This window comes from Actinomadura bangladeshensis, assembly GCF_004348335.1.
Lineage (GTDB): Bacteria > Actinomycetota > Actinomycetes > Streptosporangiales > Streptosporangiaceae > Spirillospora > Spirillospora bangladeshensis.
Genome location: NZ_SMJW01000085.1, coordinates 1 through 24335 on the forward strand (window position 1 = coordinate 1; position 24335 = coordinate 24335).

General features: G+C 73.7%; 25 protein-coding genes. 13 read left to right on the forward strand and 12 right to left on the reverse strand.

Annotated elements, in window-relative coordinates; translation table 11 throughout:
- Together E1284_RS18205 and E1284_RS18210 are read right to left on the reverse strand one after the other, a co-directional pair.
- Nucleotides 1–350: phosphotransferase (locus tag E1284_RS18205; protein ID WP_207923827.1), on the reverse strand; the 350-nt coding region annotated here is incomplete at its 3' end.
- A gap of 12 nt (nt 351–362) precedes the next feature.
- A complete protein-coding gene (locus E1284_RS18210) occupies nt 363–977 on the reverse strand; it encodes a TetR/AcrR family transcriptional regulator (protein WP_131940428.1) in 615 nt (204 codons plus the stop codon).
- A gap of 165 nt (nt 978–1142) precedes the next feature.
- Between E1284_RS18210 and E1284_RS18215 the strand changes: the two genes are divergently transcribed.
- The 3 genes from E1284_RS18215 (at nt 1143) to E1284_RS18225 (ending at nt 2982) form a co-directional block, all read left to right on the forward strand.
- The gene (locus E1284_RS18215; protein ID WP_131940430.1) at nt 1143–1715 is read left to right on the forward strand and encodes a VOC family protein; all 573 of its coding nucleotides are present in this window, start codon (nt 1143–1145) and stop codon (nt 1713–1715) included.
- Nucleotides 1699–2340 (forward strand): carboxymuconolactone decarboxylase family protein, encoded by a 642-nt coding sequence (locus E1284_RS18220; protein WP_131940432.1) that lies wholly within the window; start codon nt 1699–1701, stop codon nt 2338–2340. Before E1284_RS18215 ends, E1284_RS18220 begins: the two co-directional genes overlap by 17 nt.
- A gap of 246 nt (nt 2341–2586) precedes the next feature.
- Entirely contained in the window at nt 2587–2982 is a 396-nt protein-coding gene (locus tag E1284_RS18225; protein ID WP_243714566.1) for an ATP-binding protein, read from the forward strand.
- 42 nt (nt 2983–3024) lie between these two features.
- Here E1284_RS18225 and E1284_RS18230 read toward each other — a convergent pair whose 3' ends face one another.
- From E1284_RS18230 to E1284_RS18240, 3 genes are all read right to left on the reverse strand, one after another.
- Nucleotides 3025–3666, reverse strand: coding sequence for a choice-of-anchor P family protein (locus E1284_RS18230; protein WP_131940436.1), 642 nt, complete (start codon nt 3664–3666; stop codon nt 3025–3027).
- Between the two features lie 29 nt (nt 3667–3695).
- Entirely contained in the window at nt 3696–4526 is an 831-nt protein-coding gene (locus E1284_RS18235) for a L,D-transpeptidase (protein ID WP_131940438.1), read from the reverse strand.
- Between the two features lie 143 nt (nt 4527–4669).
- Nucleotides 4670–5143 carry a MarR family winged helix-turn-helix transcriptional regulator gene (locus tag E1284_RS18240; RefSeq protein ID WP_131940440.1) on the reverse strand — a complete coding sequence of 158 codons (474 nt, stop codon included), beginning with the start codon at nt 5141–5143 and terminating at the stop codon, nt 4670–4672.
- A gap of 100 nt (nt 5144–5243) precedes the next feature.
- Between E1284_RS18240 and E1284_RS18245 the strand changes: the two genes are divergently transcribed.
- Nucleotides 5244–6395, forward strand: coding sequence for a PP2C family protein-serine/threonine phosphatase (locus E1284_RS18245; RefSeq protein ID WP_243714567.1), 1152 nt, complete (start codon nt 5244–5246; stop codon nt 6393–6395).
- A gap of 16 nt (nt 6396–6411) precedes the next feature.
- On the opposite strand, the gene E1284_RS18250 is transcribed toward E1284_RS18245, so the two are convergent.
- The 4 genes from E1284_RS18250 to E1284_RS18265 form a co-directional block, all read right to left on the reverse strand.
- Complete coding sequence (locus E1284_RS18250; RefSeq protein WP_131940442.1) at nt 6412–6849, reverse strand: response regulator; 438 nt, start codon at nt 6847–6849, stop codon at nt 6412–6414.
- Nucleotides 6846–8531 (reverse strand): sensor histidine kinase, encoded by a 1686-nt coding sequence (locus tag E1284_RS18255; RefSeq protein WP_131940444.1) that lies wholly within the window; start codon nt 8529–8531, stop codon nt 6846–6848. The genes E1284_RS18250 and E1284_RS18255 overlap by 4 nt, the downstream gene beginning before the upstream one ends.
- Nucleotides 8531–9724 (reverse strand): PP2C family protein-serine/threonine phosphatase, encoded by a 1194-nt coding sequence (locus E1284_RS18260; RefSeq protein ID WP_243714568.1) that lies wholly within the window; start codon nt 9722–9724, stop codon nt 8531–8533. Before E1284_RS18260 ends, E1284_RS18255 begins: the two co-directional genes overlap by 1 nt.
- A gap of 135 nt (nt 9725–9859) precedes the next feature.
- The gene (locus E1284_RS18265; protein ID WP_131940446.1) at nt 9860–10405 is read right to left on the reverse strand and encodes a CGNR zinc finger domain-containing protein; all 546 of its coding nucleotides are present in this window, start codon (nt 10403–10405) and stop codon (nt 9860–9862) included.
- Between the two features lie 85 nt (nt 10406–10490).
- Here E1284_RS18265 and E1284_RS18270 point away from each other — a divergent pair, with 85 nt between their 5' ends.
- The 6 genes from E1284_RS18270 (at nt 10491) to E1284_RS18295 (ending at nt 16902) form a co-directional block, all read left to right on the forward strand.
- Nucleotides 10491–11399: an alpha/beta fold hydrolase gene (locus E1284_RS18270; protein WP_131940448.1), complete on the forward strand. Its 909-nt coding sequence runs from the start codon at nt 10491–10493 to the stop codon at nt 11397–11399.
- 99 nt (nt 11400–11498) lie between these two features.
- Nucleotides 11499–12062, forward strand: a complete 564-nt coding sequence (locus tag E1284_RS18275; RefSeq protein ID WP_131940450.1) for a hypothetical protein — start codon at nt 11499–11501, stop codon at nt 12060–12062.
- A 2-nt stretch (nt 12063–12064) separates the two neighbouring features.
- A complete protein-coding gene (locus E1284_RS18280; RefSeq protein ID WP_131940452.1) occupies nt 12065–13279 on the forward strand; it encodes a peptidoglycan-binding domain-containing protein in 1215 nt (404 codons plus the stop codon).
- Nucleotides 13276–14001 carry an ABC transporter ATP-binding protein gene (locus E1284_RS18285; RefSeq protein ID WP_131940454.1) on the forward strand — a complete coding sequence of 242 codons (726 nt, stop codon included), beginning with the start codon at nt 13276–13278 and terminating at the stop codon, nt 13999–14001. The genes E1284_RS18280 and E1284_RS18285 overlap by 4 nt, the downstream gene beginning before the upstream one ends.
- The gene (locus E1284_RS18290; protein WP_207923828.1) at nt 13998–15215 is read left to right on the forward strand and encodes an ABC transporter permease; all 1218 of its coding nucleotides are present in this window, start codon (nt 13998–14000) and stop codon (nt 15213–15215) included. The genes E1284_RS18285 and E1284_RS18290 overlap by 4 nt, the downstream gene beginning before the upstream one ends.
- Before the next feature lie 43 nt (nt 15216–15258).
- Nucleotides 15259–16902 carry a sensor histidine kinase gene (locus tag E1284_RS18295; RefSeq protein ID WP_131940456.1) on the forward strand — a complete coding sequence of 548 codons (1644 nt, stop codon included), beginning with the start codon at nt 15259–15261 and terminating at the stop codon, nt 16900–16902.
- Here E1284_RS18295 and E1284_RS18300 read toward each other — a convergent pair.
- Nucleotides 16888–17595 carry a response regulator transcription factor gene (locus tag E1284_RS18300; RefSeq protein ID WP_131940458.1) on the reverse strand — a complete coding sequence of 236 codons (708 nt, stop codon included), beginning with the start codon at nt 17593–17595 and terminating at the stop codon, nt 16888–16890. The genes E1284_RS18295 and E1284_RS18300 overlap by 15 nt on opposite strands.
- A 147-nt stretch (nt 17596–17742) precedes the next feature.
- Nucleotides 17743–17943, reverse strand: a complete 201-nt coding sequence (locus E1284_RS43125) for a hypothetical protein (protein WP_243714569.1) — start codon at nt 17941–17943, stop codon at nt 17743–17745.
- A gap of 298 nt (nt 17944–18241) precedes the next feature.
- Between E1284_RS43125 and E1284_RS18310 the strand changes: the two genes are divergently transcribed.
- The 3 genes from E1284_RS18310 (at nt 18242) to E1284_RS18320 (ending at nt 22805) form a co-directional block, all read left to right on the forward strand.
- Nucleotides 18242–19708 carry a pentapeptide repeat-containing protein gene (locus tag E1284_RS18310; protein ID WP_165965322.1) on the forward strand — a complete coding sequence of 489 codons (1467 nt, stop codon included), beginning with the start codon at nt 18242–18244 and terminating at the stop codon, nt 19706–19708.
- 150 nt (nt 19709–19858) lie between these two features.
- A complete protein-coding gene (locus E1284_RS18315; protein ID WP_131940464.1) occupies nt 19859–21943 on the forward strand; it encodes an RNA degradosome polyphosphate kinase in 2085 nt (694 codons plus the stop codon).
- A complete protein-coding gene (locus E1284_RS18320; RefSeq protein ID WP_131940466.1) occupies nt 21936–22805 on the forward strand; it encodes an NUDIX domain-containing protein in 870 nt (289 codons plus the stop codon). The genes E1284_RS18315 and E1284_RS18320 overlap by 8 nt, the downstream gene beginning before the upstream one ends.
- On the opposite strand, the gene E1284_RS18325 is transcribed toward E1284_RS18320, so the two are convergent.
- The gene (locus E1284_RS18325) at nt 22802–24295 is read right to left on the reverse strand and encodes a CYTH and CHAD domain-containing protein (protein WP_131940468.1); all 1494 of its coding nucleotides are present in this window, start codon (nt 24293–24295) and stop codon (nt 22802–22804) included. The genes E1284_RS18320 and E1284_RS18325 overlap by 4 nt on opposite strands.
- Nucleotides 24296–24335 lie beyond the last annotated feature (40 nt).

The window sequence follows — 24335 nt, forward strand, 5'->3', positions numbered from 1 at the left end:
GCGGCGAAGCGGTCGTCGCGGAGGAGGCGGCGGGGGATCGTCTCGCCGGGCAGCCGCTCCATGATCAGGAAGGGGGCGCCGGCCAGGTCGTCGCCGTGGTCGGCCAGGGCCGGGACTGGGACGCCGGCCGCGGCGGCCGAGGCCAGCAGGGCCGCCTCGCGGGCCATCGCGGTGGGGTCGGGCGACCCGGGCGGTTCGCGGCGCAGGATCAGCGCGCGGTCGCCGGCGTCGAACGACCAGGTCTCGCGGCTGGCACCGCCGGACAGGCGGCGCAGGCCGGTGACCGCCGCGTCCAGGCGGGCCGCGAGCGCGGCCTCCACGGCGGTCGTCGGGCGGTCGGCGGTCTCCACGGGTCTCCTTCGTCAGGACGGCAGGCCGAGGGCGCGCACGGTGAGCGCGTCGAGGGTGTCCAGCAGGCGCTCGGTGCCCTGTGGATCATCGCCTTGGACGAGCCACAAGTACAGGGAGTGGTCGACCATCGCGGCGAGCGCGCGGGCCGTCATCTCGGGGTCGAGGTCGGCGGGGACGAGCCCCTCGCGCTGCCAGCGCGCGATCGCCTTCGCCGAGCGCGCGACCGAGGCGGCGCGGTGCTTGCGCCGGAGTTCCTGGAACTCCTCGTTGAACGTGGCCACCTGCTCGACGATCGCCATCATCTTCGCATTTCGCCGGTAGCCCTCGTAGTAGGCGCGGTTGGCGCGGCGGATGCGCGCGGCCGGGGTCGGGCCGGCCGGCGGGACGAGGTTGTGGCCCGTCATGTCCTCGAACAGCCGGTCGGCGACCTCCAGGAACACCGCTTCCTTCGACGGGAAGTAGGTGTAGAAGGACCCGTAGGCCACCCCGGCGTGCCGGGTGATGTGCGCGACGCGGGTCTCGGGGAAGCCGCGCTCCTCGAACACCTCGCGGGCGGCCGTGACGAGACGCTCCCTGGTCCGGGCGCCGCGTTCGGTGAGCGGCCGGCCGCCGGGTTCGTCCCGCATCTGCGTGGTTCCTTTCGCCCGGGGTGTTGACAACCCGATGTCAGCAGGAACAGTATCCGAGCATCGAGCAACTTGATATGACTGTCAAGTCAACTCCCGGGAGGCCGCATGGCGAGGCGTTCACTCGCGTTTCACCGACCTTGCCGGCGACGTCGCGGAGGTCTCATGAACACCGAGTTCGAACTCGGCGGAATCAACCATCTGGCGCTGGTGTCGTCCGACATGAAGCGCACCATCGACTTCTACTCCGGCGTCCTCGGAATGCCGCTCATCAAGACGCTGGACCTGCCCGCCGGATTGGGGCAGCACTTCTTCTTCGACTGCGGCGGCGGCGACTGCGTCGCGTTCTTCTGGTTCCCGGACTCGCCGGACGGCGTTCCCGGGATCTCCGCCCCGGCCGGACGTCCCGAGCAGGGGGAACTCGTCAGCGCGGTCGGGTCGATGAACCACGTCGCATTCCACGTCCCGCCCGAGAAGTTCGAGGAGTACCGCGGGCGCCTCAAGGAGAAGGGCGTCACGGTCAGCCCGATCCTGAACCACGACGACAGCCCCGCCGGCGTTTCCCGCGACGTGCACGACGGGGTGTTCGTCCGCTCCTTCTACTTCCAGGATCCGGACGGGATCCTCCTCGAATTCGCCTGCTGGACGCGGACGTTCGACGAGTCCGACGTCTCCCACGAGCCCAAGACGAATGCCGACCGCACCGCCCCGAAGGAGCAGCATGCCCCGACTGCGTGAGGTTCCCCGCGCCGAAGTCACCGACGAGCGCATCCTCTTCTTCTACGACCACCTTTTCGGACCCGACCGCGATCCGGCCGTCGACCACGGCACCGCGACCGGCTCGCCCGGCGACTGGTGGACGGTGTTCGCCCAGTCCCCCGACGTGTTCCGGCACGCGGTCCGCGGTTTCGCCCTGTACCGGAACGCCGGCCTCGACCCCGTCCTGCGGGAACTGGGCCAGTGCCGGGCCGGCTGGGCGCGCGGCAGCCAGTTCGTGTTCTCCCAGCACTGCAAGCAGATGCGGGCCCTCGGAATGGACGAGGTGAAGATCGAGTCCATTCCGCACTGGCAGACCGCCGACTGCTATTCGCCGCTGGAGCGGGCCGTCCTCGCCTACACCGACTGCCTCGTCCTGGACGGCGGCCGGACGCCCGACGCCGTCTTCGAGAAACTGCGGGAGCACCTCTCCGACAGGGAGATCCTGCAGCTCACCTACATCACCTGCATGTACGACATGCACGCGACGATGTCCCGCGCCCTGCGCCTCGAATTCGACGACCGCCCCGAACCGGTCGTGGAGGTCGCGGCGCCCGAGGGCTACGGCGACCGCGACATCTCGGCCGACCTGACCGGCGGGGCCTGATGCTGGTCCCCGTGCGCGAACCGGGTCCGGGACGTCCGGGACGCCGGAGCCCGGCCGCGCCGGCTCGGATCTGACCCGGCTCCAGACGACGGCCGTCCTGGACGGCGGGGATGCGGGAGTTGCCGTGAATATGCGGGCGTCCACGATCGTCGCGGTTTCCGGGTGACCGGAGTTTCCCGAGGTGGTGATGGGGAAATCTGGCTGCTAGAGGGAACGGAGGCGATTGGCATGGAGGTCGTTCTCGAAATGACCCTGCCGAGGAACGCCGAGAGCGCTCCGCTGGTGCGGCACACGCTCGACGCCTCTCTCCGCGGGCTCGGGGTGGGATCCGAGGTCCGTGCCGATATCGCGCTCGCTCTGGGGGAGGCGTGCGCGAACGTCATCCAGCACGCCGCGGCCGGAATGGAGTACGAGGTCCGGGCGCGGATGGACGGGGCGAGATGCATCGTGGAGGTCATCGACGGGGGCGCGGACGGCGCGGCGGAGGAGGGTGTCGAATGGGAGTCCCGGCAGGTGCCGCCGCTCGCCGAGCACGGCCGGGGGCTGCAGTTGATGCGGGCGTTCACGGAAGAACTTCACATCGCCGACCGGGTGCACCGGAACGGCGCGATCGTGCATTTCGAAAAGTCACTGGCGGGCTGACCGGACCCGGCGGGCAGGGTGCCCGCCGGGTCGCGGCGGCGGTCAGCCGGTGACCGGAAGGTCGTGCTTCACCGGGCTCGGCGCGGGCGCCTCGGCCGGGGCCCGCTCGGGGACGCCCTGCCCGCAGGTGGCGGAGGCGACCCGGAGCGCGCCCTTGCCGCGGGGCAGCATCAGTTCCATCGCGGTGACGGCGGTCCGGCCGTCGGCGGTGCGCTGCTGCTTGTTGAGGACGAGCGCGGTGCGGCCGAAGCCGTCCACGTCGACCGGGATGGTGGTGTTCGGCGGCGGCGTGGAGTCGAGCCGCTTGCCGGCGAGGACGGCGTTCGCGAGGTTCGCGGTTCCCCGGCCGTTCACGCACTTCGCGGAGACGGAATCGGCGGCCAGCTTCGCGGTCGGGACGGCGAGCCGCGCGACCGACGAGTGCGCGCGGTCGGCGGAGGCGCTGACGTCCAGCGCGGACGCCCTGGCCAGCTTGGTGTGGTTCTCCTGCAGCAGGCGCTTGCTGACCGTCCGGGTGGTGGAGGAGACGGCGGGCACCGGCGGGACGGCGAGCGGCCCGGTGACCGCCAGCCCGTACGCCGACCCCTCGCCCCCGGTGGCCAGGGCGGGGCCCGCGGTGGCGACGAGGCCGCCGGCGAGCAGGCCGGCCGCGGCGAGGCGCGCGAAGGCATGACTGTGACGCATGGTGGTACTCCGTTCGTTGAGATCTTGGTTCAGGCCGAGATGGACACCAGCGAGCCGAGCGGGACGCGGGACAGCGCCTTCAGCGCGTCCGCGGGCACCCGCACGCAGCCGTGCGTGACGGCCTTGCCGAACACGGAGGCGTCCGGCCAGCCGTGCAGCGCGACGGTGCCCGGCCCGCCGCCGAAGGTGTCCAGGGTCGCCGAGTGGGTGCCGAGCGGCAGGACGATCGGGCTCTGCCTCTTGTCCGGCGGCACGATCGAGGCCAGGACGAACGTCCGGCCGGTCGGCGTCGGGGTCTTGGCGCCGCCGACCGCGACCTTCCACCGCCCGGCCGCCCTCCCCGACTTGAGCAGCGTGAGCCGCCGTTTCCCGAGTTCGACCCGGACGGTGTAGGACGTGTGCGCGGTGCGCAGCCCGGCTCCGGAGACCCAGCCGCTCGCCTGGTTGGGACGGCTCGGCAGCAGCACCCGCCGCCAGCCGCCCGAGCTCTCCACCACGGGCACCCAGGTGGGGCCGCCCAGCTCGGTGGCGGGAAGCGTGGCGATGCGGCGCCCGCCCGGACGGTCCAGCACCGGCGCCGCCTCGGTCGGGTGCACCACCAGGCCGTCGGTGGCGCCGTCCGGCGCGGCGTCCTTCGGGGCGCCGGGCACGGTGCTGAACGTGGTGGCGTCGGGCACCTTGGCGGCGCCGGCCTCCGCGGCGGTCCGCCCGCCGCCGTCCGGCCGCCCGGTGGACGCCGTGCCGTGCGCGGAGGTGCCGCCGCACCCGCCGAGCAGGAGCACGGCCGCCGCGGCGGGGAGCAGCCCGGCCGCGGTGACGGCGCGACGGGATCGCCGCGCGGGGGCATTCGTGGTCGCCATGGGCCGCGATGTTAGTAGTGGTGAAGGCGCACGTATGGAGAATGGCGAAAACGTGGTGCGAGTCGCCATTCTAAAGAATGATAAACGCCAATTTGATAGGCGCTTTGCGGAGCGTTGTGATTTACCTGAATAAATCGGGCGAGTCAGGCGAGCATGGAGAGGGAGCCGCCCTCGTCGTCCGGCTTGGAGGCCGCATCGTGGAACTCCGTCAGCCCCCACAGCAGCGCGGCGCGCGCGGACGCCGGCATGAGCGCCAGCACGCGGGTGAGGTCCTCCAGCCGCCGCACCCGGAGCCGGTCGAGCAGCGCCTGCCCGTCCTCGCTCAGCCGGACGGTGACCTCGCGGCGGTCCCGGCCGGGGTCGCGGGTCAGCAGCCCGGCGGCCTCCAGCCGGTCGCACAGCCGGCTCGCCGAGGACACCAGCGCGCCCAGCTCGCCCGCCAGGTTGCTGATGTTGACGGGGCCGCGCTCCAGCACGAACAGCGCGCGCAGCTGCGTGGACGGGACGGGCACGTCGGGTGCATTGTGGGCGCGCGACCAGATGTTCATGAGGGTGGATGCCGCGTCGTCCAGGGCCGCCGCGGAGTTCGCGGCTCCCTCACCCGACGTGTCCACCATGCCCTCCACTGTTACACACGATGTCGCCGACGGCATCCCCGGACCTGCGGTCCCACCCGGCCCGGAGACCGCCCCGGCGCCCGTCCAGGCGAGGAGGGCGATGCACGGCGAATCCGCGGAAGGTGACGGCGCCGGAGTGCCGGCGGAGGCGCTGTGGGCCGCGCCGCCGCACGAGCTGATGGAGGCCGCGACCGGGCTGCTCGAACGGCGCGCGGGCGCGACCGCCGCCGAGATCCTGCTCATCGACTACCGGCAGGCGTTCCTCGTCCGCACCGCCAAGGACGCGCAGGACGGCGACGTACCCGTCGACAACACGGTTCAGGGCCACGCGTTCGCGGCGCAGCGGGTCGTCCCGGAGAAGGACGCCGTCCATCTGCCGCTGACCGTGAAGGGCGAGCGGCTCGGCGTGCTGACCGTGCGCGTCCCGGACGGCGCCCCGGACTGGCTGGAGGAGTTCGCCGCCGTCCTCGCCCGCGCCGTGAAGATCGCCGACCAGGGCACCGACCTGTACCGGCGGCTCCGCCGGCGGACGCGGCTGACGCTCGCCGCCGAGATGCAGTGGGACCTGCTGCCCGCGCCCGCCTACGACGCCGCCGAGTTCCGCTTCGCGGGCCAGCTCGAACCCGCCTACGCGGTGTGGGGCGACACCTTCGACTGGTCGGTGTCCGCCGAGACGCTGACGCTGACCGTCAGCAACGGGATGGGCTCGGGCACGGCCGCCGCCGCGCTCACCCATCTCGGGGTCAGCGCGCTGCGCAACGCGCGCCGGTCCGGCGCCGGCATCGCCGAGCAGGCCGCGCTCGGCGACCAGACGCTGTACGCGCGGTACCGCGGCGAGCAGCACGTGGCCACCCTGCTCATGGAGTTCGGGCTCGACACCGGGCTGGTCCGGGTGGTGGACGCGGGCTCGCCGCGGATCTACCGGATGCGCGGCGGCGCCACCGACGGGATCGGCTTCGACGCGCAGATGCCGCTCGGCATGTTCGGCGACACCCGCTACACGACCGAGGAGTTCACGGTCGAGCGGGGCGAGCGGCTGGTCGTCGTCAGCGACGGAGTGCACGCGGCCGAGTCGCCGTCCGGCGTCCCCTACGGGCGGTCCGCGCTGTTCCAGGCGCTGCGCGCGACCCGGCTGCAGGACCCGCCGGAGGCCGTCCGCACCATGATCCGGCACTTCGTCGACTACCACGAGGGGATGAGCCCGGTCGACGACGCCGTGATCGTCTGCATCGACTGGACGGGACGCGCCTGAACAGCGGGTCGGCGGGTCAGCGCGGCAGCTTCACCACGGTGACGAAGAAGTTGTCGATCTGGCGGACGACGGAGATGAACTGGTCGAAGTCGACCGGCTTGGTGACGTAGGCGTTGGCGTGCAGGTGGTAGCTGCGCAGGATGTCCTCGTCGGCCTCGGACGTCGTCAGCACGACGACGGGGATGGAGCGCAGGCCGTCGTCCGCCTTGATCTCGCCGAGGACCTCGCGGCCGTCCTTGCGCGGCAGGTTGAGGTCGAGCAGGACGAGGTCGGGCCGCGGCGCGTTCGCGTACTCGCCCTCCCGGCGCAGGAACGCCATCGCCTGCTCGCCGTCGTTCACGACGCTCAGGGTGTTGTTGACCTTGTTGTGCTCGAACGCCTCGACGGTCAGCAGGACGTCGCCGGGGTCGTCCTCGACGAGCAGGACTTCGATGGGGCGCGGGCCTTCGTTCATGAGTCGTCTCCGTTGCCTATGTGCGGCCGGACCGGCAGGGTCCAGCGGAAGGTGGTGCCGGGTGCGTCGCCGTGGTCGCCGGTGTCGAGCCAGATGCGGCCGCCGTGGAACTCGACGATCTTCTTGCAGAGCGCCAGCCCGATGCCGGTGCCGGTGTACTCGTCCCGCGGGTGCAGCCGCTGGAAGATCAGGAAGATGCGGTCGGCGTACCGGGGCTCGACGCCGATGCCGTTGTCGGTGCAGCCGAACACCCACTCGTCGCCGTCGCGGCGGGCGTCGATGACGACCCGGGGCGGCACGCCCTCGCGGCGGAACTTGATCGCGTTGCCGAGGAGGTTCTGGAAGAGCTGGGTGAGCTGCGTGCGGTCGCCGGGCACCTGCGGCAGGTCGCGCAGCTCGACCTCGGCGCCGGTCTCCTCCACCAGCGCCGCCAGGTTGTCCAGGGCCTGCCGGCCGACGGCCGCGAGGTCGATGGACTCCTCGTGCCGCGTCATCCGCCCGACCCGGGAGAAGCTCAGCAGGTCGTTGATGAGGGCCTGCATCCGCTTGGCGCCGTCGACGGCGAACGCGATGTACTGCCGCCCCCGGTCGTCGAGCTGGTCGCCGTAGCGGCGCTCGATCATCTGGCAGAAGCTCGCGACCTTGCGCAGCGGCTCCTGCAGGTCGTGGCTCGCGACGTAGGCGAACTGCTCCAGCTCGGCGTTGGACCGGCGCAGCTCCTCGGTCTGCTCGTTGAGCTGCCTGGTCTTCTCCTCGCTGTAGCGCCACTGCCGGATGATCCGGTTGCGCATCGCGTCGATGATGACCGCCAGCTCGTTGATCTCGGCGGGGCCGGGGACGTCCAGCGGGGCCCCGAAGTCGCCCTGCGACACGGCGCGGACGCGTCCGGTCAGTGAGGACACCGGGGTCAGCACGGTCCGGCGGAACAGGACGGCGAGGGCCAAAGCGGCCACGACGACCATGATGAGCGCGGCGACCGCCGACCACTGCGCGGCGCTCGCGCGTGACTGCAGCTTCGCGGCGGCCCGGTCGTGCAGCTCGGTGATGCCGATCTGGAGCGGCGTCATGTCGCCCCGCGCCCGGTTGAGCAGCCGCCGCGCCTCCCGGCTCTCGTCCGGGTCGATGCCCGCGCCGCCGGCGCCGGCCGCGATCTCGTCGGCGAAGCCGGTACGCCACGCCCGGGAGTCGGCGGTCGCCTTGTCGAGGAGGCGCTCGACGTCCTCGCTGCCGTCCACGTCCGCCAGCAGCCGGCGCATCCGGTCCGCGCTCTCGGCCTCCTGCCGCACGGCCTCGCGGTACCGGCCGACGTGCTCGGCCCGGCCGTCCTGCGCGTAGTCGCGGATGGCCATGTCCTGGTTGGTCACGGCGGTCGAGAGGCGGAACTGCTCCAGGGTCGCCGGGTCGACCTTGTTGATCAGGACGTCCCGCGCCGCGTTGTTCCCGTACAGCGCGGTCCCGGCCTGGGCGAAGGCGAGCAGGAGCAGCAGGCCGAGGACGAGCGCGCCGACCTGGTAGATCCGCACGAGCCGGACGCGGCCGATCCCGTGCCCCGCGGGGAGGTCCGCCGCGGGCAGCACGACGGCCGGCCCGCTGATCCGCAGCTCCTGCGGGACCTCGATGCGGTGCGGCTCATCGTGGTCCGGCCCGGTGCCGGCGTCGGTCCCGGCTCCGTCCGCGGCCATCAGCCCTCACCCCGGCTCAGCAGCAGGACGGCGAGGTCGTCGGACAGGACGCCCCCGTTCAGCCGTTCCGCCTCCGCGATGAGCCCGTCGATGAGCACGTCGCCGCGCTGCCCCTCGCCGTGCGCCAGCTTCGCCAGCTCGACCAGCCCGGACAGGTCGAGGTACCCGTCGCCGTCATGGCCCTCGATCAGCCCGTCGGTGTAGAGCAGCAGGGTCCACGACTCGCCGAGGTCGAGGTCGAGGGCGGGCCACTCGACGCCGGGGATCAGCCCGAGCGCCGGGCCGCGCGGCTCGTCCGGGACGGTCGCGACGCCGCCCGGCCCGAACAGCAGCGGCGCCGGGTGCCCGGCCCGGTACACCCGGGCGGCGCGCCGGTCGGGCGCGATCGTCAGCATGCACAGGGTGGTGAAGATCTCCTCGGCCCACCGCTCGTGCTGCAGGACGGCGTCGAGCGTGTCCAGCAGCCGCGGCCCGGTGTGCCCGGCGAGGACGAGCGTCCGCCACGCCATGCGGAGCCGCACCCCGAGGGACGCCTCGTCGGCGCCGTGCCCGCTGACGTCGCCGATCACGGCGTGGACGGCGCCGTCGGCGGTCTCCACGGTGTCGTGGAAGTCGCCGCCGAGCAGCGCGCGGTCGCGTCCGGGCCGGTAGCGGGTGTGGTGGCGGAGCGTGCCGTCGTGCAGGATCGGGACGGGCAGCAGGCCGCGCTCCAGCCGGGCGTTCTCCCGGCTCAGCGCGCGCGCCTCGACGAGCTGCCGCTCGGACTCGTCGGCGCGCTTGCGCTCGATCGCGTAGCTGATCGCGCGGGTGAGCAGCGCGCCGTCCACGTCCTGCTTGACGAGGTAGTCCTGGGCGCCGGCGGCGACGGCGGCCACGCCGACGTGGGCGTCGGCGAGGCCCGTCAGCACGAGGACGGCGGTGGCGGGCGCGTGCGTGCGCACCTGGTGGAGCGCGTCGAGGCCCTGCGCGTCCGGGAGCGACAGGTCGACGATGACGCACTGGATCTCGGGGCGCAACGCGTCGAGGGCCTCCCGCAGGGTGGTCGCGACGGTGATCCGGATGCCGGGCTGGGCCTCGGTGAGCAGCTCCTCGAACAGGAACGCGTCCCCCGGATCGTCCTCGACGAGGAGGAGGTGCGGGGAGCCGGCCACCCCGAGGAGTCGCTCCGCACCGCGACTGTGCATCGCGGCCATGTCTCAGCTCCTTCGGTCCGGCGCAGCCGGAGGGGATCAAACGGAGGGTTTTGGTTGTCGTTCAGCAAATATTAATGGCACTCGATCGCTGGAATGCGCAGCAAACGCCCGAAACGGCGATCTTGGCCCCACAACCTACTTGCGCCGCGCGTAGTAGCGCGCAACGCGGGCGCGATTTCCGCAGCGGGTCGCCGAGCACCAGCGGCGGCGGGGATGCGCGGGCAGGAACAGCATCACGCAGCCGTCCGCCTCGCACTCCCGGACCCGGCCGACCGCCGGGTCGGCGAGCAGGCCGGCGGCCGCCTCGGCGAGGTGCGCGGCGAGCCGGTCACCGTAGCCGCCGGGGCGCTCGGCGAGCACGGCGACGGCCGCGCCGTCCCAGACCGGCCGCCTGATCGCGGGGGCCCGCCGCTGCGCCTCGGCGAGGCCGTCGAGGGCCCCGGCGGGCGGGCGGGCAGCGCGGCGCGCGTGCTCGATCGCGACGGCCGCGTGCTCCCGGACGGCGTGCACCGGCGCGAGGTCGGCCGCGGTGAGGGGCTCCGGCGCCGGCACCCGGTCGCCTTCGAGGCCGAGCCAGGCGGCCAGCCCGTCCACGGTCGAGATCAGGTCGGCGCCGGCCGGACGGGTGTTGACGAGGTCCAGCGCCAGCGGCTCACCGGTCAGCGGCACGGGGTCGGTCATGCGGCTAATGCTACATCGGCCGGTTGACGCGTTAGATCATGATGGGCTAAGACTAATGCATCATTGAGGCCAGGAGGCATGTGAAATGACCGTCCCGACCCTTGCCCGCACCGCACACCGCCACGTCGACGTGGACGGGATCCGCGTCTTCTACCGCGAGTCGCTGCCCGCGGACGCCGACGCACCGGTGCTGCTCCTGCTGCACGGCTTCCCGTCGGCGTCCCACCAGTTCCGGCGCCTGATCGACGTGCTCGGCGCCCGCTACCGGCTGATCGCCCCGGACTATCCGGGATTCGGGCACAGTGACGTCCCCGTGCCCGCGTCGGCCGGCGGGACGTTCCGCTACACCTTCGACGGCCTCGCCGACGTGATGGAGGGATTCGTCGAACGCCTCGGCCTGGACCGCTTCGCCATGTACGTCTTCGACTTCGGCGCGCCGGTCGGCTTCCGGCTGGCACTGCGGCACCCCGAGTGGATCACGGGCCTCGTCGTCCAGAACGGCAACGCCTACGAGGAGGGCCTCTCGCCGGGCGCGCGGGACTTCATCGCGCTGCGTCCCGAGATGGAGGGCGCGGAGAAGACCGTCCGGGACCTGCTGACCCTGCCCGCCACGCGCGGCCAGTACGAGGGCGGGACGGCCGACCCCGCGCTCATCGCCCCCGACGGCTGGACGCTCGACCAGCACTTCCTCGACCTTCCCGGACGGACGAGGCCGCAACTCGACCTCGCCTTCGACTACCGCGCGAACGTCGAGCAGTACCCGGCGTGGCAGGCATGGCTGCGCGAGCACACTCCGCCCGCGCTCATCGTGTGGGGACGCAACGACATGTTCTTCCCCGAGCCGGGCGCCCGCGCCTACCTGCGCGACCTGCCGGACGCCGAACTCCATGTCTTCGACACCGGCCACTTCGCGTTGGAGGACCACCTCGCCGAGATCGCCCCGCTCATCGCGCGCTTCCTCGACGCGTCCGTCCCGCGCGGGCTTTCCACATGATCAGCTGACAGGTTCTTCACAGGTTCTTCATCGGCTCCGTCCTACGGTCGGTCCGCCCGCCGCACTCCGCGGCCGGGCCGGCGGGAGAGCGGAGGATCGGTGCGGACGAATCGGGTGGTGCTGGCGGCGGTGGCCTGCGTCGCGGCAGTGGCGCTGGGCGGCTGCGGCGGCGGCGGCGAGGCGAAGATCCCGACGGCGGCGGGCGGCGCGGCGGCGCCGTCCGCCGCGGCCGGGAAGGGCGGCGGGGACGAGGTGGCCGTCTTCGTCCAGTCCCGCCGCGACTACGTGACCTGCCTGCGGAAGAACGGCGTCGACGTCCCGGACCCGGACGCCAAGGGGAACATCGACTTCGGCGGCGACCGGACCATCAAGAAGGACCCGAAGTTCCTGGCCGCCGCGCAGAAGTGCTCCGGCCTCCTGAAGCCCGTGCCCGAAAGCATCGAGAAGGGCAACCAGCCCAAGCTCACCGCCGAGCAGATCCGGGTGAAGCAGCGGTACGCGAAGTGCATGCAGGAGAACGGCGCGGCCGACTTCCCCGACCCGGACTCCGACGGTTACGTCCAGGGCGAGTGGGACCAGAGTTCGGCCGGCGCCAAGCGGGCCATCCGGATCTGCGGGCCGATCGTGGGCGTCCCGGCGAGCCCGGGCCCCGCCAAGGGATGACCATGGCGGACACGGTCCCGGAAGCCGACGACGCGCCCGGCGCGGTCGCCGCGCCGCGCGGCGGACGGCGGCGGCGCACGGTGCTGATCGCCGCCGCAGCGGTCGTCGTGGCGGCGGTCGCCGCGGTGGGCGCCCTGGGGCTCGGCGGCGGGGGCGGCGAGGGGCCGGACGCACCGCCCCGGGCCGGTTCGCTGGTCCCGGTGACCCGGGCCACGCTGACCGAGCGCACGCGAGTGGACGGCCGGCTCGGGTACGGCACGGAGATGCCCCTGCCGCTCAAGGCGACCGGAACCGTGACCTGGCTGCCCGAGCCGGGGACGGTGGTGCGGCGCGGCGGCACGCTGCTGCGCGTCGACGACCGTCCGGTGGTGCTGCTGTACGGGTCGCTGCCGATGTACCGGGCACTGGGAGCGCCCCGCGCCGCGGCTCCGTCCCCGTCCGCGTCCCCGTCCGCGTCCCCGCCGGCGGACGCCCGCAAGCCGGCGGCCGTCGGGGCCGCCGCGGCGACGCAACGCGGGGGCATGGACGTCCTGCAGTTCGAGACGAACCTGGCCGCGCTCGGCTACACCGGCTTCACCGTGGACGAGAAGTACACCGCGGCGACCGCCGCGGCGGTCGAGCGCTGGCAGACGTCGCTCGGCGTGCCCGCGACCGGGACGGTCGGCATCGGCGACGTCGTCTACTCCGCCGGGAAGGTGCGGATCGGCCGGCCGGGCGTCCGGCTCGGCGCGGCCGCCGGCGAGAACGCCCTCGCCTACACCGGTACGGCCCGCAAGGTCGTCGTCGACGCCTCGGCCGCGGAGGCCGGCTGGGCCGTGCGCGGGACGGCGGTCCGCGTCCGGCTGCCCGACGGCAGGCACGTGAAGGGCGCGGTGGCGTCGGTGGGCAGGCAGGCCAGTGCGCCCGAGGGCGGTTCCGGCGAGGACGGGTCCGAGCGGGGCGCCGCGACCCTGCCGGTGACGATCGCCATCGCGGACCAGAAGTCGCTGGGCCGGCTGGAGAGCGGGCCCGTCACCGTCGAGTACGTCGGCCGCGAGGCCGCCGACGTGCTGACCGTCCCGGTCGCCGCGCTGGTGGCGCTCGCGGAGGGCGGCCACCGGCTGGAGACGGCGGACGGCCGCTTCGTCCCCGTGCGGACCGGGCTGTTCGCCGACGGCCGGGTGGAGGTGAGCGGTCCCGCGGTGCGCGCGGGGCTGAAGGTGAGGATTCCGGAGTGAGCGGCGGGACCAGGGCGGTCGTCGAGTTCGACGCCGTCTCCAAGACCTATCCGGGCGGCGTGACCGCGCTGCGCGACGTGAGCCTGCGGATCGGGCGCGGGGAACTGGTCGGGGTGGTCGGCCCGTCCGGCTCCGGCAAGTCCAGCATGCTCAACCTGATGGGGAGCCTCGACCGGCCCACCGCGGGCCGGGTCCTGGTGGACGGCCACGACGTGTCGCGGCTGTCGGACCGGGAGGTCTCGGCGCTGCGGGCGACCCGGATCGGCTTCGTCTTCCAGCACTTCCACCTCGCGGTCGGGACCCCGGTCCTGGACGCGGTGGCGGACGGGCTGCTCTACGCGGGCGTCCCGCTGCGGCGCCGCAGGGCCGAGGCCGAGGCCGCGCTGGCCCGGGTCGGGCTCGGCCACCGCGTCCGGCATCTGCCCGACCAGCTGTCCGGCGGCGAGCGGCAGCGGGTCGCGGTGGCCCGCGCCGTGGTCGGCGAGCCGGCGGTGCTGCTCGCGGACGAGCCGACCGGCAACCTCGACTCCGCGTCGGGGGCCGCCGTCCTCGCGCTGCTGCGCGAGCTGAACGCGTCCGGCACCACCGTCGTGGTCATCACGCACGACCGCGAGATCGCGGCCCGCCTCCCGCGCCGCATCGAGATGCGCGACGGGCGCCTGGTCGGCGACACGGCGGCCGGCGAAACCCGGCGGGGCGCGGCGACCGAGGCGTCCCGGTGAGCGGGCGGAGGGCGACCGCGTCCGGCGGACGGCTGCGCGCCGCCCGGCTCGCGCCCGCGGACGTCGTGCGGCTCGGCGGGACGGGCCTGCGGACCCGTCCGCTGCGGGTCTTCCTGTCCGCGCTCGGCATCGCGATCGGCGTCGCCGCGATGATCGCGGTGGTCGGCATCTCCGGTTCCGGGCAGGCGGAGGTGGACCGGCGGCTCGACGCGCTCGGCACGAACCTGCTGCGGGTGGCTCCGGGCGAGTCCCTCGCGGGCGAGCAGGCGAAGCTGCCCTACGAGGCCGTCGCGATGGTCGGCCGCATCCCGCCGGTGCTGCGGGTCGCCGCCACCGGGGAGACCGGGGCGCACGTGTACCGCAACGAGCGCATCCCGATCGGCCGGACGGGTTCGCTGACCGTCCTCGCGGCCGGCACCGACCTGCTCCCGGCCGTCGGCGGGCACGTCCGCCGGGGCCGCTGGCTCGACGCGGCGACCGCCGACCACCCGGCGGTGGTGCTCGGCGCCACCGCCGCCCAGCGGCTCGACGTGTACACGCCGGGCACCCGGCTGTGGCTCGGCGGCCGCTGGTTCTCGCTCATCGGCGTCCTGGACCCGGTGCCGCTGGCCCCGGAGCTGGACGGCGCCGCCCTGGTCGGCTGGCCCGCGGCCCGGGCCCAGTTGCGGTTCGACGGCCATCCCTCGACGGTGTACGTCCGCGCGGAGGACAGCCAGGTCACGGCGGTGCGGGCGGTGCTCGCGGCGACGGCGTACCCGGAGAAGCCGAGCGAGGTGCGGGTCTCCCGGCCGTCCGACGCGCTCGCGGCCCGCGAGGCGACCGAGTCGGCGCTGACCGGGCTGCTGCTCGGCCTCGGCGGTGTCGCGCTGCTCGTCGGCGGCGTGGGCGTCGGCAACACCATGGTCATCTCGGTGCTGGAGCGGCGCGCGGAGATCGGCCTGCGGCGCGCCCTCGGCGCGACGAGCGGCCAGATCCGCACGCAGTTCGTCACGGAGTCGCTGCTGCTGTCGCTCATCGGCGGCCTGGCCGGGACGGTCCTCGGCACGCTGATCACGGCCGGTTACGCGCTCAGCCGGGGCTGGCCTACCGTGGTGCCGGCGTGGGCGAGCCTGGCGGGGGTCGCCTCGACGCTGGTCATCGGCGTGGTCGCGGGCCTGTACCCGGCGGTGCGCGCGAGCGGGCTGTCGCCACGGGAGGCGCTGTCCGGGACGTGACCGCACCCCGATCGCCCCGATCGCCCCGATCGAAGGAGGCCCGGTGAGCTTCCGGTTCCGCGTCCTCGGCCTGCTCATGCTGGTGGCGCTGGCCGCCACCGCGGCCACGGCCTGGCTGACGCTGCGGCAGGTCAACCGGCAGGTCCGGGAGACCGTGACGGCCGGCCGCCAGGACGTCTCCCGCATCACCGGCGACCTGCGCGCGTACGGGTTCGCGCACGGCACCTGGGACGGGGTCTCCCCCACCGTCTCCCGCCTCGCCCGGGACACCGGCGAGCGCATCCGGGTCGTCACCGAGTCCGACGTCCTGCTCGCCGACTCCGACGCCCTCGCGGGCCGCGACGTCCGGCCGCCGAGCGGCCGGCCCGCCGTCGTGGTCGATCCGCGGCCCGTCCTGCGGCTCCGGGACGGGCAGGCGCCGCTCACGCAGACCAAGCTCACGGCCACGGCCGTCGCCGAGTACCGCGCGGTGATGGCGTACGCGACCTGCCTGACCCGTGCCGGGGCGAAGGTGACGGCCGTCCCGGACGACTTCGGGGTGCCCAGGGTCAAGGCCGAGCGGCGGCCCCCGCGGTGCGCGGAGCCGGAACCGGGAGCGAGCCGGCCGACCGCGGGCGACCTGGCCGCGATCCGGCCGTGCGCGGCCGAGCCCGATCCCGCGGACTGCCTGCAGCGGGTGTTCAACCAGCGGACCGCGTCCGTCGCCCCGCCGCGGCTGGAGGTCCGGCTCGGCGTCCAGGACGAGTCACCGCCCACGCTCGCCGCCGCGCCGACCGTGGCCGTCGCGGTGGGGGTCGCCCTCGCGGCCGTCCTCGGCGCCCTGCTGCTGAGCCGGGCCGTGCTGCGGCCCGTCCGGGCGATGACGCTGGCCGCGAAGGGGCTCGGTGAGGGCGACCTCGGCCGCCGGGTCCCCGTCTCCGGACGGGACGAGATCGCGCAGCTCGGCGGCGCGTTCAACCGCATGGCCGACTCCCTCCAGGCCGGCGAGGAGCGCCAGCGCCGCCTCATCGGGGACATCGCGCACGAGCTGCGCACCCCGCTCGCCAACCTGCGCGGTTACCTGGAGGCCCTGCGGGACGGCGTCGTCGAACCCACCCCCGAGCTGCTCGACTCCCTGCATGAGGAGGCGATGCTCCAGCAGCGGATCGTGGACGACCTCCAGGACCTCGCCCTGGCCGAGGCCGGCGCGCTCACCTACCACCGCACCGAGGTGGGGCTGGCGGACCTGCTGGAGACGGTCCGCACGGCCCACCGCGCGCAGGCGGAGACGGCGGGCGTGGCGCTCGGGCTGGACGTCCCGCGGCCGGTGTCGGTGATCGCGGACCCGGACCGGCTGCGCCAGGCCGTCGGCAACCTGGTCGGCAACGCGCTGCGCGCGACCCCGGCGGGCGGCGGCGTGACCCTGGCCCTGCTCGTCCGGGACGGATCGGCCGCCGTGCAGGTGCGCGACACCGGGACCGGGATCGCGTCGGCGGACCTGCCGCACCTCTTCGACCGCTTCTGGCGGGCGGACGCGTCCCGGGGCCGGGCGACCGGCGGCAGCGGCCTCGGGCTGTCCATCGCCCGCCAGATCGTCACCGACCACGGGGGGACGATCGAGGTGCGCAGCACGGTCGGGACGGGCACGACGTTCACCGTCGTCCTGCCCGTGGCTCCGGCGGGCGCCGGGGTGTCAGCGGGCCGGTGAGGGCGTGCCGTCGTTGAGGCGGTAGCCCCGGCCGTACACCGTCTCCAGGTGCCGGGACGCGCCGGCGGCGGCGTCCAGTTTCCGGCGCAGGTTCATCACGTGGGCGTCGACGGTCCGCTCCTGCACGTCGCGGTCGAAGCCGAAGACGCGCTCGATGATCTGCGCCCGGGTGAAGACCCGGCCCGGCTCCCGGGCCAGCGCCTCCAGGATGGCGAACTCCTTGGCGGTCATGGCGACGTGCCGTCCCGCCACCCGGACCTCGAAGCGGGCGGTGTCCAGTTCCACCGCGCCGACCCGCAGCACGGCGGGCTCCGCCGGCCCGGCGGCCCGGCGCGACCGGCGCAGCAGCGCCCGCACCCGCGCGGTCAACTCGCGGGGGCTGTAGGGCTTGGCCAGGTAGTCGTCGGCGCCGAGGTCGAGGCCGAGGAGCATGTCCTCCTCGGTGGTGCGTGCGGTGAGCAGCAGGATCGGGACGTCCGATTCGGTGCGCAGGATGCGGCACACGTCGAGCCCGTCGACCAGCGGCAGCATCACGTCGAGGACGATGAGGTCGGGTTTCGACGAGCGGGCCCGCTCCAGCGCCGCGCGGCCGTCGGCCGCGACCTGGACCGCGTGCCCTTCCCGCTCCAGATAGATCCGGATCAGCCGAGACTGTTTCGCATCGTCTTCGGCCACCAGAATCCGAGCACTCACCGATTCTCTCCCGCCCAGGTCCGCACGTTCCTGAACGGTATACACCGGCACGGCCGCCGATCGGTGCGGATCCGGCCGCGCCCTCCCGCCGGGCGGCGGCCCGGGTACCGGCACCGGTGCCCGCCGGCGTTAGTGGCCGAGATGTGATCAGGCGCTTTTGGGCGTCCGGCGGGCCGTTTTCTGCGCGGCCTTGCGCTGCGCGGCGGCGGCCTTCGCGCGGTTGAGGCTTTCCCTGACCTTGGCGGCGCCGCGCGCCGCGGTCACGGTGTCCTTGGCGCGGCCGGCGTAAACGGCGAGCACCTCGGCGACGGGCGGCGGCTGCCATTCCTCCTTGGCGACGATCGGCACGACGGGAACGGACGCGGGGACGGCTGCGGGGACGGCTGGGGCGGAGTTTCCGGGCACGGCGTTACCAAGCACGGGGTTACCAAGCACGGGGACGAGCGCGAGATGCGATTGGCAGTGCGGGCACTGCACCCCCGGATGGGTGTCTCTGCTCATAACAGAAATCATTACGCAAGGGTCTGACAAAACAACCCCGCCTTTAATCCGGGTTCCGCCGGGCGGCCGGGTGGCGCCGGGGTCGCACGTACTTGGCCACCGGGAGACCTTCACTCGGCGCGGCCGCGTGGGTAGAACGAGAACCGTGACCTCTCACGAGCCTTCGTCGCCGGCGGTGTTCTGGCCGCGCTGCTCGGCCGTCCGCGGATGCAGCGGACGGGCGGCCGGACGGTCCGGCGGCTGCCCCGCCCACCTGCGCCCGCGCGAGTTCGAGGAGTTCGCCGGCTCGCTGCGGCCGGGCGGCGACCTCGACCTGCGCGGCGTCACCGTCCCGGCGTGGCTGCTCGACGCCGTGCTGGACGCCGTCACCGGGCCGGACGGCCGCCCCCACCTCGGCCGGGCGCGGTTCGACGGCGCCGTGCTGCTGTCCGACGCGGTGCTGCGCGGCGTCTGCGTGGAGGGCGACAGCTCGTTCAACGGCGCCTGCTTCCTCGGCGGCATCTCGTTCTACGACGCGCGGTTCTTCGGCAACGCCTCGTTCCGGGGCGCGCGGTTCGGCCGGAACGTGTCGTTCCACGAGGCGCGCTTCCACCGGTTCGCCTCGTTCGAGGAGGCCGTCTTCACCGGCGACGCCCTGTTCGGGGAGGTGCGCTGGCACGCCGACGCCTCGTTCCGGAACGCCGTGCTCATGGGCGCGGCCTGCTTCGACCGGGCCCGGTTCGGCCGGGACGCGGCGATGCAGGCGGCGTGCTTCCGCGGCCCCGTCTCGTTCAAGCGCGTCCAGGTCGCCCGGCACGCCCGGTTCGAGCGGACGCGCTTCCGGCAGGGCGTGGCGCTCGGCCCGCTGGTCGCGGGCGGCCGGATCGGCCTGTCGGACGCGACCGTGCACGGCCGGCTCCGGGTCCACGCGGCGGCCCCGCGGGTCACCGCGCGCGGCGTCGTCGTGCGCGGTGAGGCCGCGTTCCGGCTGCGGAACGCGGAGGTCGACCTGGAGGACGCGGTGTTCGAGGGCCCGGCGTCCGTCCGGTCGCTGGCCCGCCCGATCCAGGGACTGGCCCCGCCGGCCGGGCCCGCGGCCGTCCGGGTCGTGTCGCTGCGGCGGGTCGACGCGGCCGGCCTGCAGCTCACCGACGTCGACCTGAGCGGTTGCGGCTTCCTCGGCCTGCGCCGCCCGGACGCGCTGGCGATCACCGGCGACTGCCCGTTCGCGACCGTGCCGGGGCGGCGGACGCTGCGGCCCTGGGTCCGCGGCGGCCGCGCGGTGCTCGCCGAGGACCTCGTCCGCGGCACCGGCGGACCCGCCCACGACGACCGGCTGCGGGCGCTCTACCTGGAGCTGGCCCGCGCGACCGCCGACTCCGGCCGGGGCCGGCTCGCCCGCGACTTCCGGTACGGCGCGCTGGAGCTGCGGCGGCACGGCGAGCGGGACCCGCTGCGCCGCCTCGGCCTGACCCTGCTGTGGGTCACCTGCGGCTACGGGCTGCGCGCGGGACGCGTCGTCGCCTGGCTCGCGGTGATCGTGGCGCTGGTCTGCCTCGGCGCGTCCACCCTGCACCACGGTGACCGCGCGGACACCGCGCACATCGCGCATCCGAGCGGCGGCGGTACGTGACCGCCGGGCGGGGCGGGGTCGCGCCCGCCGGGCGGGAGGCCGGAAATACCGGTTGATCAGCGGGAACCCGGGGCATGCTCGGAGTGTCTGATACTTCGGTGAATCTTCCGAGTTCGACCGCCGTTCATCTTGGTCAGGGAAAATTTGGGCATGACCGTCAATCCAGGACAGCTCCCCGTTCAACCCGATGCGCTGCCGGACGACCGCTTCCTCGATCGGGAGGAGAGCTGGCTGCGCTTCAACCAGCGCGTCCTGGAGCTCGCCGAGGATCCGGGCCTGCCGCTGCTGGAGCGCGTCCGGTTCCTGTCGATCTTCGCGAGCAACCTGGACGAGTTCTTCATGGTCCGCGTCGCCGGTCTCGCCCGCCGGATGGCGACCGGGCTCGCCGTCCAGTCCGCGAGCGGCCGGCAGCCCCGCGAGGTGCTGGAGCGCACCGGCGTGGTCGCGCACGAGCTGATGCAGCGGCACGCGTCCTGCTTCCGCGAGGAGGTCCTGCCCGCGCTGAGCGAGGAGGGCATCGAGATCCTGCGCTGGGAGGAGCTGGCGGAGACCGAGCAGGAGCGGCTGCGGCGGCTCTTCCGGGACCGGATCTACCCGGTGCTCACCCCGCTCGTCGTCGACTCGGCGCACCCGTTCCCCTACATCTCGGGCCTGTCGCTGAACCTCGCGGTGATCGTCCGCGACCCGGAGACCGACGCGACGATGTTCGCCCGCGTCAAGGTGCCGCCGCTGCTGCCGCGCTTCATCGAGGCGTCCCCCGACCGGTTCACGCCGCTGGAGGACGTCATCGCCGCGCACCTCGGGCAGCTGTTCGTCGGGATGGAGGTCGTCGAGCACCACGCGTTCCGGGTCACCCGCAACCAGGACCTGGAGATCGACGAGGACATCAGCGAGGGCCTGCTGCAGGCGTTGGAGCGCGAGCTGCTGCGCCGCCGGTTCGGCCCGGTCGTCCGGCTGGAGGTGGAGGAGTCGATCTCCTCCGGGGTGCTGGAGCTGCTCACCTCCGAGCTGGCGGTGGAGGACGGCCAGATCTACCGCGTCGTCGGGCCGCTCGACCTCGGCGGGCTCGCCGCCATCGCCGACCTCGACCGCCCGGAGCTGAAATACCCCCCTTTCGTGCCGTCGAAGGAGGCGCTGCCCGAGGACGCGAGCATCTTCGGCGCCATCCGTGAGCGGGACGTGCTCGTCCACCACCCCTACGACTCGTTCACCACGACCGTCCAGCGGCTGATCGAGGACGCCGCCGCCGACCCGCGCGTCCTCGCGATCAAGCAGACGCTGTACCGGACGAGCGGCGACTCCCCGATCGTGGACGCGCTGATGAGCGCCGCCGAGGCGGGCAAGCAGGTCGTGGTGGTCGTCGAGCTGAAGGCGCGGTTCGACGAGCGCGCCAACATCGCGTGGGCGCGCAAGCTGGAGACGGCCGGCTGCCACGTCGTGTACGGGTTCGTCGGGCTGAAGACGCACTGCAAGCTCGCGCTGATCGTCCGGCAGGACGACGAGGGCAACCTGCGCCGCTACTGCCACATCGGCACCGGCAACTACCACCCGAAGACCGCCCGCCTCTACGAGGACTTCGGGCTGCTCACCGCCGACCCCGAGGTCGGCGAGGACGTCAGCGCCCTGTTCAACCACCTGACCGGCTACTCGCGGCAGAGCTCCTACCACCGGCTGCTCGTCGCGCCGAACAGCCTGCGGTCCGGGCTCGTCCAGCGGATCGAGCACGAGATCGACAACCGGCGGGCCGGGCATGCCGCGCGGGTCCGCATCAAGTGCAACTCGCTGGTCGACGAGGTGATCATCGACGCGCTGTACCGGGCGTCGCGGGCCGGGGTGCCGGTGGACGTCTGGGTGCGCGGCATCTGCGCGCTGCGTCCCGGCGTGCCCGGCCTGTCGGACATGATCCGGGTGCGCAGCGTCCTCGGCCGGTTCCTGGAGCACTCGCGGGTGTTCGCGTTCGAGAACGGCGGCGAGCCCGAGGTGTGGATCGGCAGCGCCGACCTCATGCACCGCAACCTGGACCGCCGCGTCGAGGCCCTCGTCACCGTCACCGACCGGGCGCAGCGCGACGACCTGCTCGACCTGCTCGACCGCGCCATGGACGCCGGCACCCACGCGTGGGCGCTCGCCGGCGACGGCACCTGGACGCGGGCGCGGCCCCGTCCGGGCGAGACGCTCCTCGACATCCAGACGCACCTGGTCAAGAGCCGCCGGTGGAGGACGGTCGATGGCTGAGGTCATCCACGCGGCGGGCGCCGTGCTGTGGCGGGACGGGCCGGGGCAGGGGCCCGAGTTCGCGGTGATCCACCGGCCGCGCTACGACGACTGGTCGTTCCCGAAGGGGAAGGTCGACCCGGGCGAGCACGTGCTGCGCGCCGCCGTCCGCGAGATCGAGGAGGAGACGGGCATCGTCGCCCGCCTCGGCCGCCGCCTCCCGACCAGCCGGTATCCGATCGGCGAGCGGACCAAGCAGGTCGACTACTGGGCCGCCCGGCCCGTCGCGTCGAGCGCCTTCGCCCCGAACGACGAGGTCGACGAGCTGGTCTGGCTGCCGGCCGCGGAGGCGGAGGCCCGGCTCAGCTACCGGCACGACATCGACCTGCTCCAGGAGTTCCTGCGCGGCCCTTCGCGGACGTCGCCGCTGATCATCCTGCGGCACGCGTCCGCGGGCGAGAAGACCGCGTGGCGGGAGGCCGACTCGCTGCGCCCGCTGGACGCCTCGGGACGGCGCGAGGCCGCGGCCCTCGCCGGGCTGCTGCACGCCTACGGGCCGCTGCGGATGGTCAGCTCGGCGACGGCCCGGTGCCTGGAGACCGTCCTGCCCTACGCGCGCCTGACCAGGGCGTCCATCGGCACGGACGCGGCGTTCACGGTCGGCGACACCGGCCCGGAGGCGTCCGTGGAACGGCTGCTCTCACTGGCCGGCACACCGGCGCTCGTGTGCACGCACGGTGAGATCGTCTCCGAACTCGTCTCCGGCCTGTGCAAGGAGCTCGGGGAGAAGGCCCCGGACGACCCGAGCCTCCGCAAAGCGGAGTTCTGGGTCGCCCACGTCACCGATTCCTCCATGCCCGCCCTGGAACGGCACAGCCCCTAGAACGACGGGCCGAGGGTTCGCGACCAGGTCGTCGCCAGCCGGTCGCGCGCCGTCATCGCGTCGCTTTCCTCCTTGCCGTACAGGACGCCGAGCGTGAACGCCTCCGCCGGGATCTTCGTGCGTTTCGCGGCGGCGGCGAGATGCTCCATGGCGATGACGCCGTCCTGGTATCCGCCGAGGACGCTCTGGATCCGCTTGGCGTCCTCGACCACCCGCTTCGCCGCGACACCCAGCACCGGAACCGCCAGTTCGGCGGCGTACCGGACGCGCTTGGCCTCCTTGCGGGTCTCGTGGCGCGCCGTGTCCGGGTCGTCGGCCGTCTTGATCGACGCGTACTCCTTGGCCATCCGGTCCCAGGCCCGCGTGACGAGGCCGGGCAGTTCCTTGCGCGCCTTCCTGCCCGCCTCGGCGGCCAGCGGCGGCGCGCTGATCAGCCGGTCGAGTTCGTCGAGGAGCGCGAAGTACCTCGGTTCCTTCAAGGCCGCGTTCAGCCGCCGGTACGCCGACCGCTCCTGCTTCTCCAGATCGTCCAGCAGGAATTCGGGCGCGCCCTGGAACCGCATGCGCAGCACTTCGCGGTCGCGCACTTCGCCGAGCTCCTGGGCCAGCCAGCGCAGTTCCGGCCCGAGCCGGGCGGTCCGCTCCGTGTCCAGCACGGACCGGTAGCTGCGCAGCGCGCTCCGCGTCCGCCGCACGCCGACCCGCATCTTGTGGACGGCGTCGTGCTCGCCCAGCCGCGCCTTCGGGTCGAAGTGCGCGATCGCCTCGACCTGTTCGGCGAGATACGCCATCACGACCTCCCCGGTCGTGATCGCGGGCGCCTTCCCGTTGCTGGTGGCCGCCGCGATCCGCGACCGGGCCCTTGCCCGCGCGGCGGCCGCGGCCGAAGGCACCACGGCGTCCCCGAGCAGCCGCCCGAGCTTGGACGACGACTTGGCCCGCTTCGCGCCGCCCTTCCGGAGCCGCTTCCCGGCCGCCTTCAGCAGGTCGGGCCCGCCCGTCCCCAGCTCGACCTCGATCTCCCGCCACCGCTGCGGCTCCGCGTCCTCGCCGCCCCGCCCGGTCACCAGGTCGTCGGCGACCTCCGCCAGCTCGGCACCGTCCGCGCCGAGCAGCCCGACCACCGTCCGCCGCGTCTCCAGGGTCGCCACCGGCCGCAGCTCGGCGCCCCGCGTGTACGCCGCGACCAGCCCCGCCAGCCGCGCCGGGACGACCAGCGGCCGGCCGAGCGGCGCCCGCAACTCCTGCTTGCTGTCCGGCCCGGCGGGCATCTTCAGATGCCAGCCCGCGTCCGTCCCGCCCTTGCGCCGCCGCAGCGTGATCTTGTTCGCGGCGAGCCGGAGGTCCGCGGTGTCGAAATAGGTGGCGTGCAATTCGTGCACCTCGGGCTCGCCGAGCGCGGCGACGCCCGGCAGGCCGCTCAAGTCCGGCAGGACGAAGTCGGGGGCGGCATCGTACTTCTGCTCGATCTCCAGATGCCTCTCGGCCACGCTCTGCTCCTTCAGGGACGTCGGTCGTCGATCACCACGC

What these genes read in the sequence shown, in the direction of transcription:
- E1284_RS18210 (WP_131940428.1), bottom strand. Translation starts at nt 977, where the DNA reads ATGCGGGACGAACCCGGCGGCCGGCCGCTCACCGAACGCGGCGCCCGG.
- E1284_RS18215 (WP_131940430.1), top strand. Translation starts at nt 1,143, where the DNA reads ATGAACACCGAGTTCGAACTCGGCGGAATCAACCATCTGGCGCTGGTG.
- E1284_RS18220 (WP_131940432.1), top strand. Translation starts at nt 1,699, where the DNA reads ATGCCCCGACTGCGTGAGGTTCCCCGCGCCGAAGTCACCGACGAGCGC.
- E1284_RS18225 (WP_243714566.1), top strand. Translation starts at nt 2,587, where the DNA reads ATGACCCTGCCGAGGAACGCCGAGAGCGCTCCGCTGGTGCGGCACACG.
- E1284_RS18230 (WP_131940436.1), bottom strand. Translation starts at nt 3,666, where the DNA reads ATGCGTCACAGTCATGCCTTCGCGCGCCTCGCCGCGGCCGGCCTGCTC.
- E1284_RS18235 (WP_131940438.1), bottom strand. Translation starts at nt 4,526, where the DNA reads ATGGCGACCACGAATGCCCCCGCGCGGCGATCCCGTCGCGCCGTCACC.
- E1284_RS18240 (WP_131940440.1), bottom strand. Translation starts at nt 5,143, where the DNA reads ATGGTGGACACGTCGGGTGAGGGAGCCGCGAACTCCGCGGCGGCCCTG.
- E1284_RS18245 (WP_243714567.1), top strand. Translation starts at nt 5,244, where the DNA reads ATGCACGGCGAATCCGCGGAAGGTGACGGCGCCGGAGTGCCGGCGGAG.
- E1284_RS18250 (WP_131940442.1), bottom strand. Translation starts at nt 6,849, where the DNA reads ATGAACGAAGGCCCGCGCCCCATCGAAGTCCTGCTCGTCGAGGACGAC.
- E1284_RS18255 (WP_131940444.1), bottom strand. Translation starts at nt 8,531, where the DNA reads ATGGCCGCGGACGGAGCCGGGACCGACGCCGGCACCGGGCCGGACCAC.
- E1284_RS18260 (WP_243714568.1), bottom strand. Translation starts at nt 9,724, where the DNA reads ATGGCCGCGATGCACAGTCGCGGTGCGGAGCGACTCCTCGGGGTGGCC.
- E1284_RS18265 (WP_131940446.1), bottom strand. Translation starts at nt 10,405, where the DNA reads ATGACCGACCCCGTGCCGCTGACCGGTGAGCCGCTGGCGCTGGACCTC.
- E1284_RS18270 (WP_131940448.1), top strand. Translation starts at nt 10,491, where the DNA reads ATGACCGTCCCGACCCTTGCCCGCACCGCACACCGCCACGTCGACGTG.
- E1284_RS18280 (WP_131940452.1), top strand. Translation starts at nt 12,065, where the DNA reads ATGGCGGACACGGTCCCGGAAGCCGACGACGCGCCCGGCGCGGTCGCC.
- E1284_RS18315 (WP_131940464.1), top strand. Translation starts at nt 19,859, where the DNA reads ATGACCGTCAATCCAGGACAGCTCCCCGTTCAACCCGATGCGCTGCCG.
- E1284_RS18320 (WP_131940466.1), top strand. Translation starts at nt 21,936, where the DNA reads ATGGCTGAGGTCATCCACGCGGCGGGCGCCGTGCTGTGGCGGGACGGG.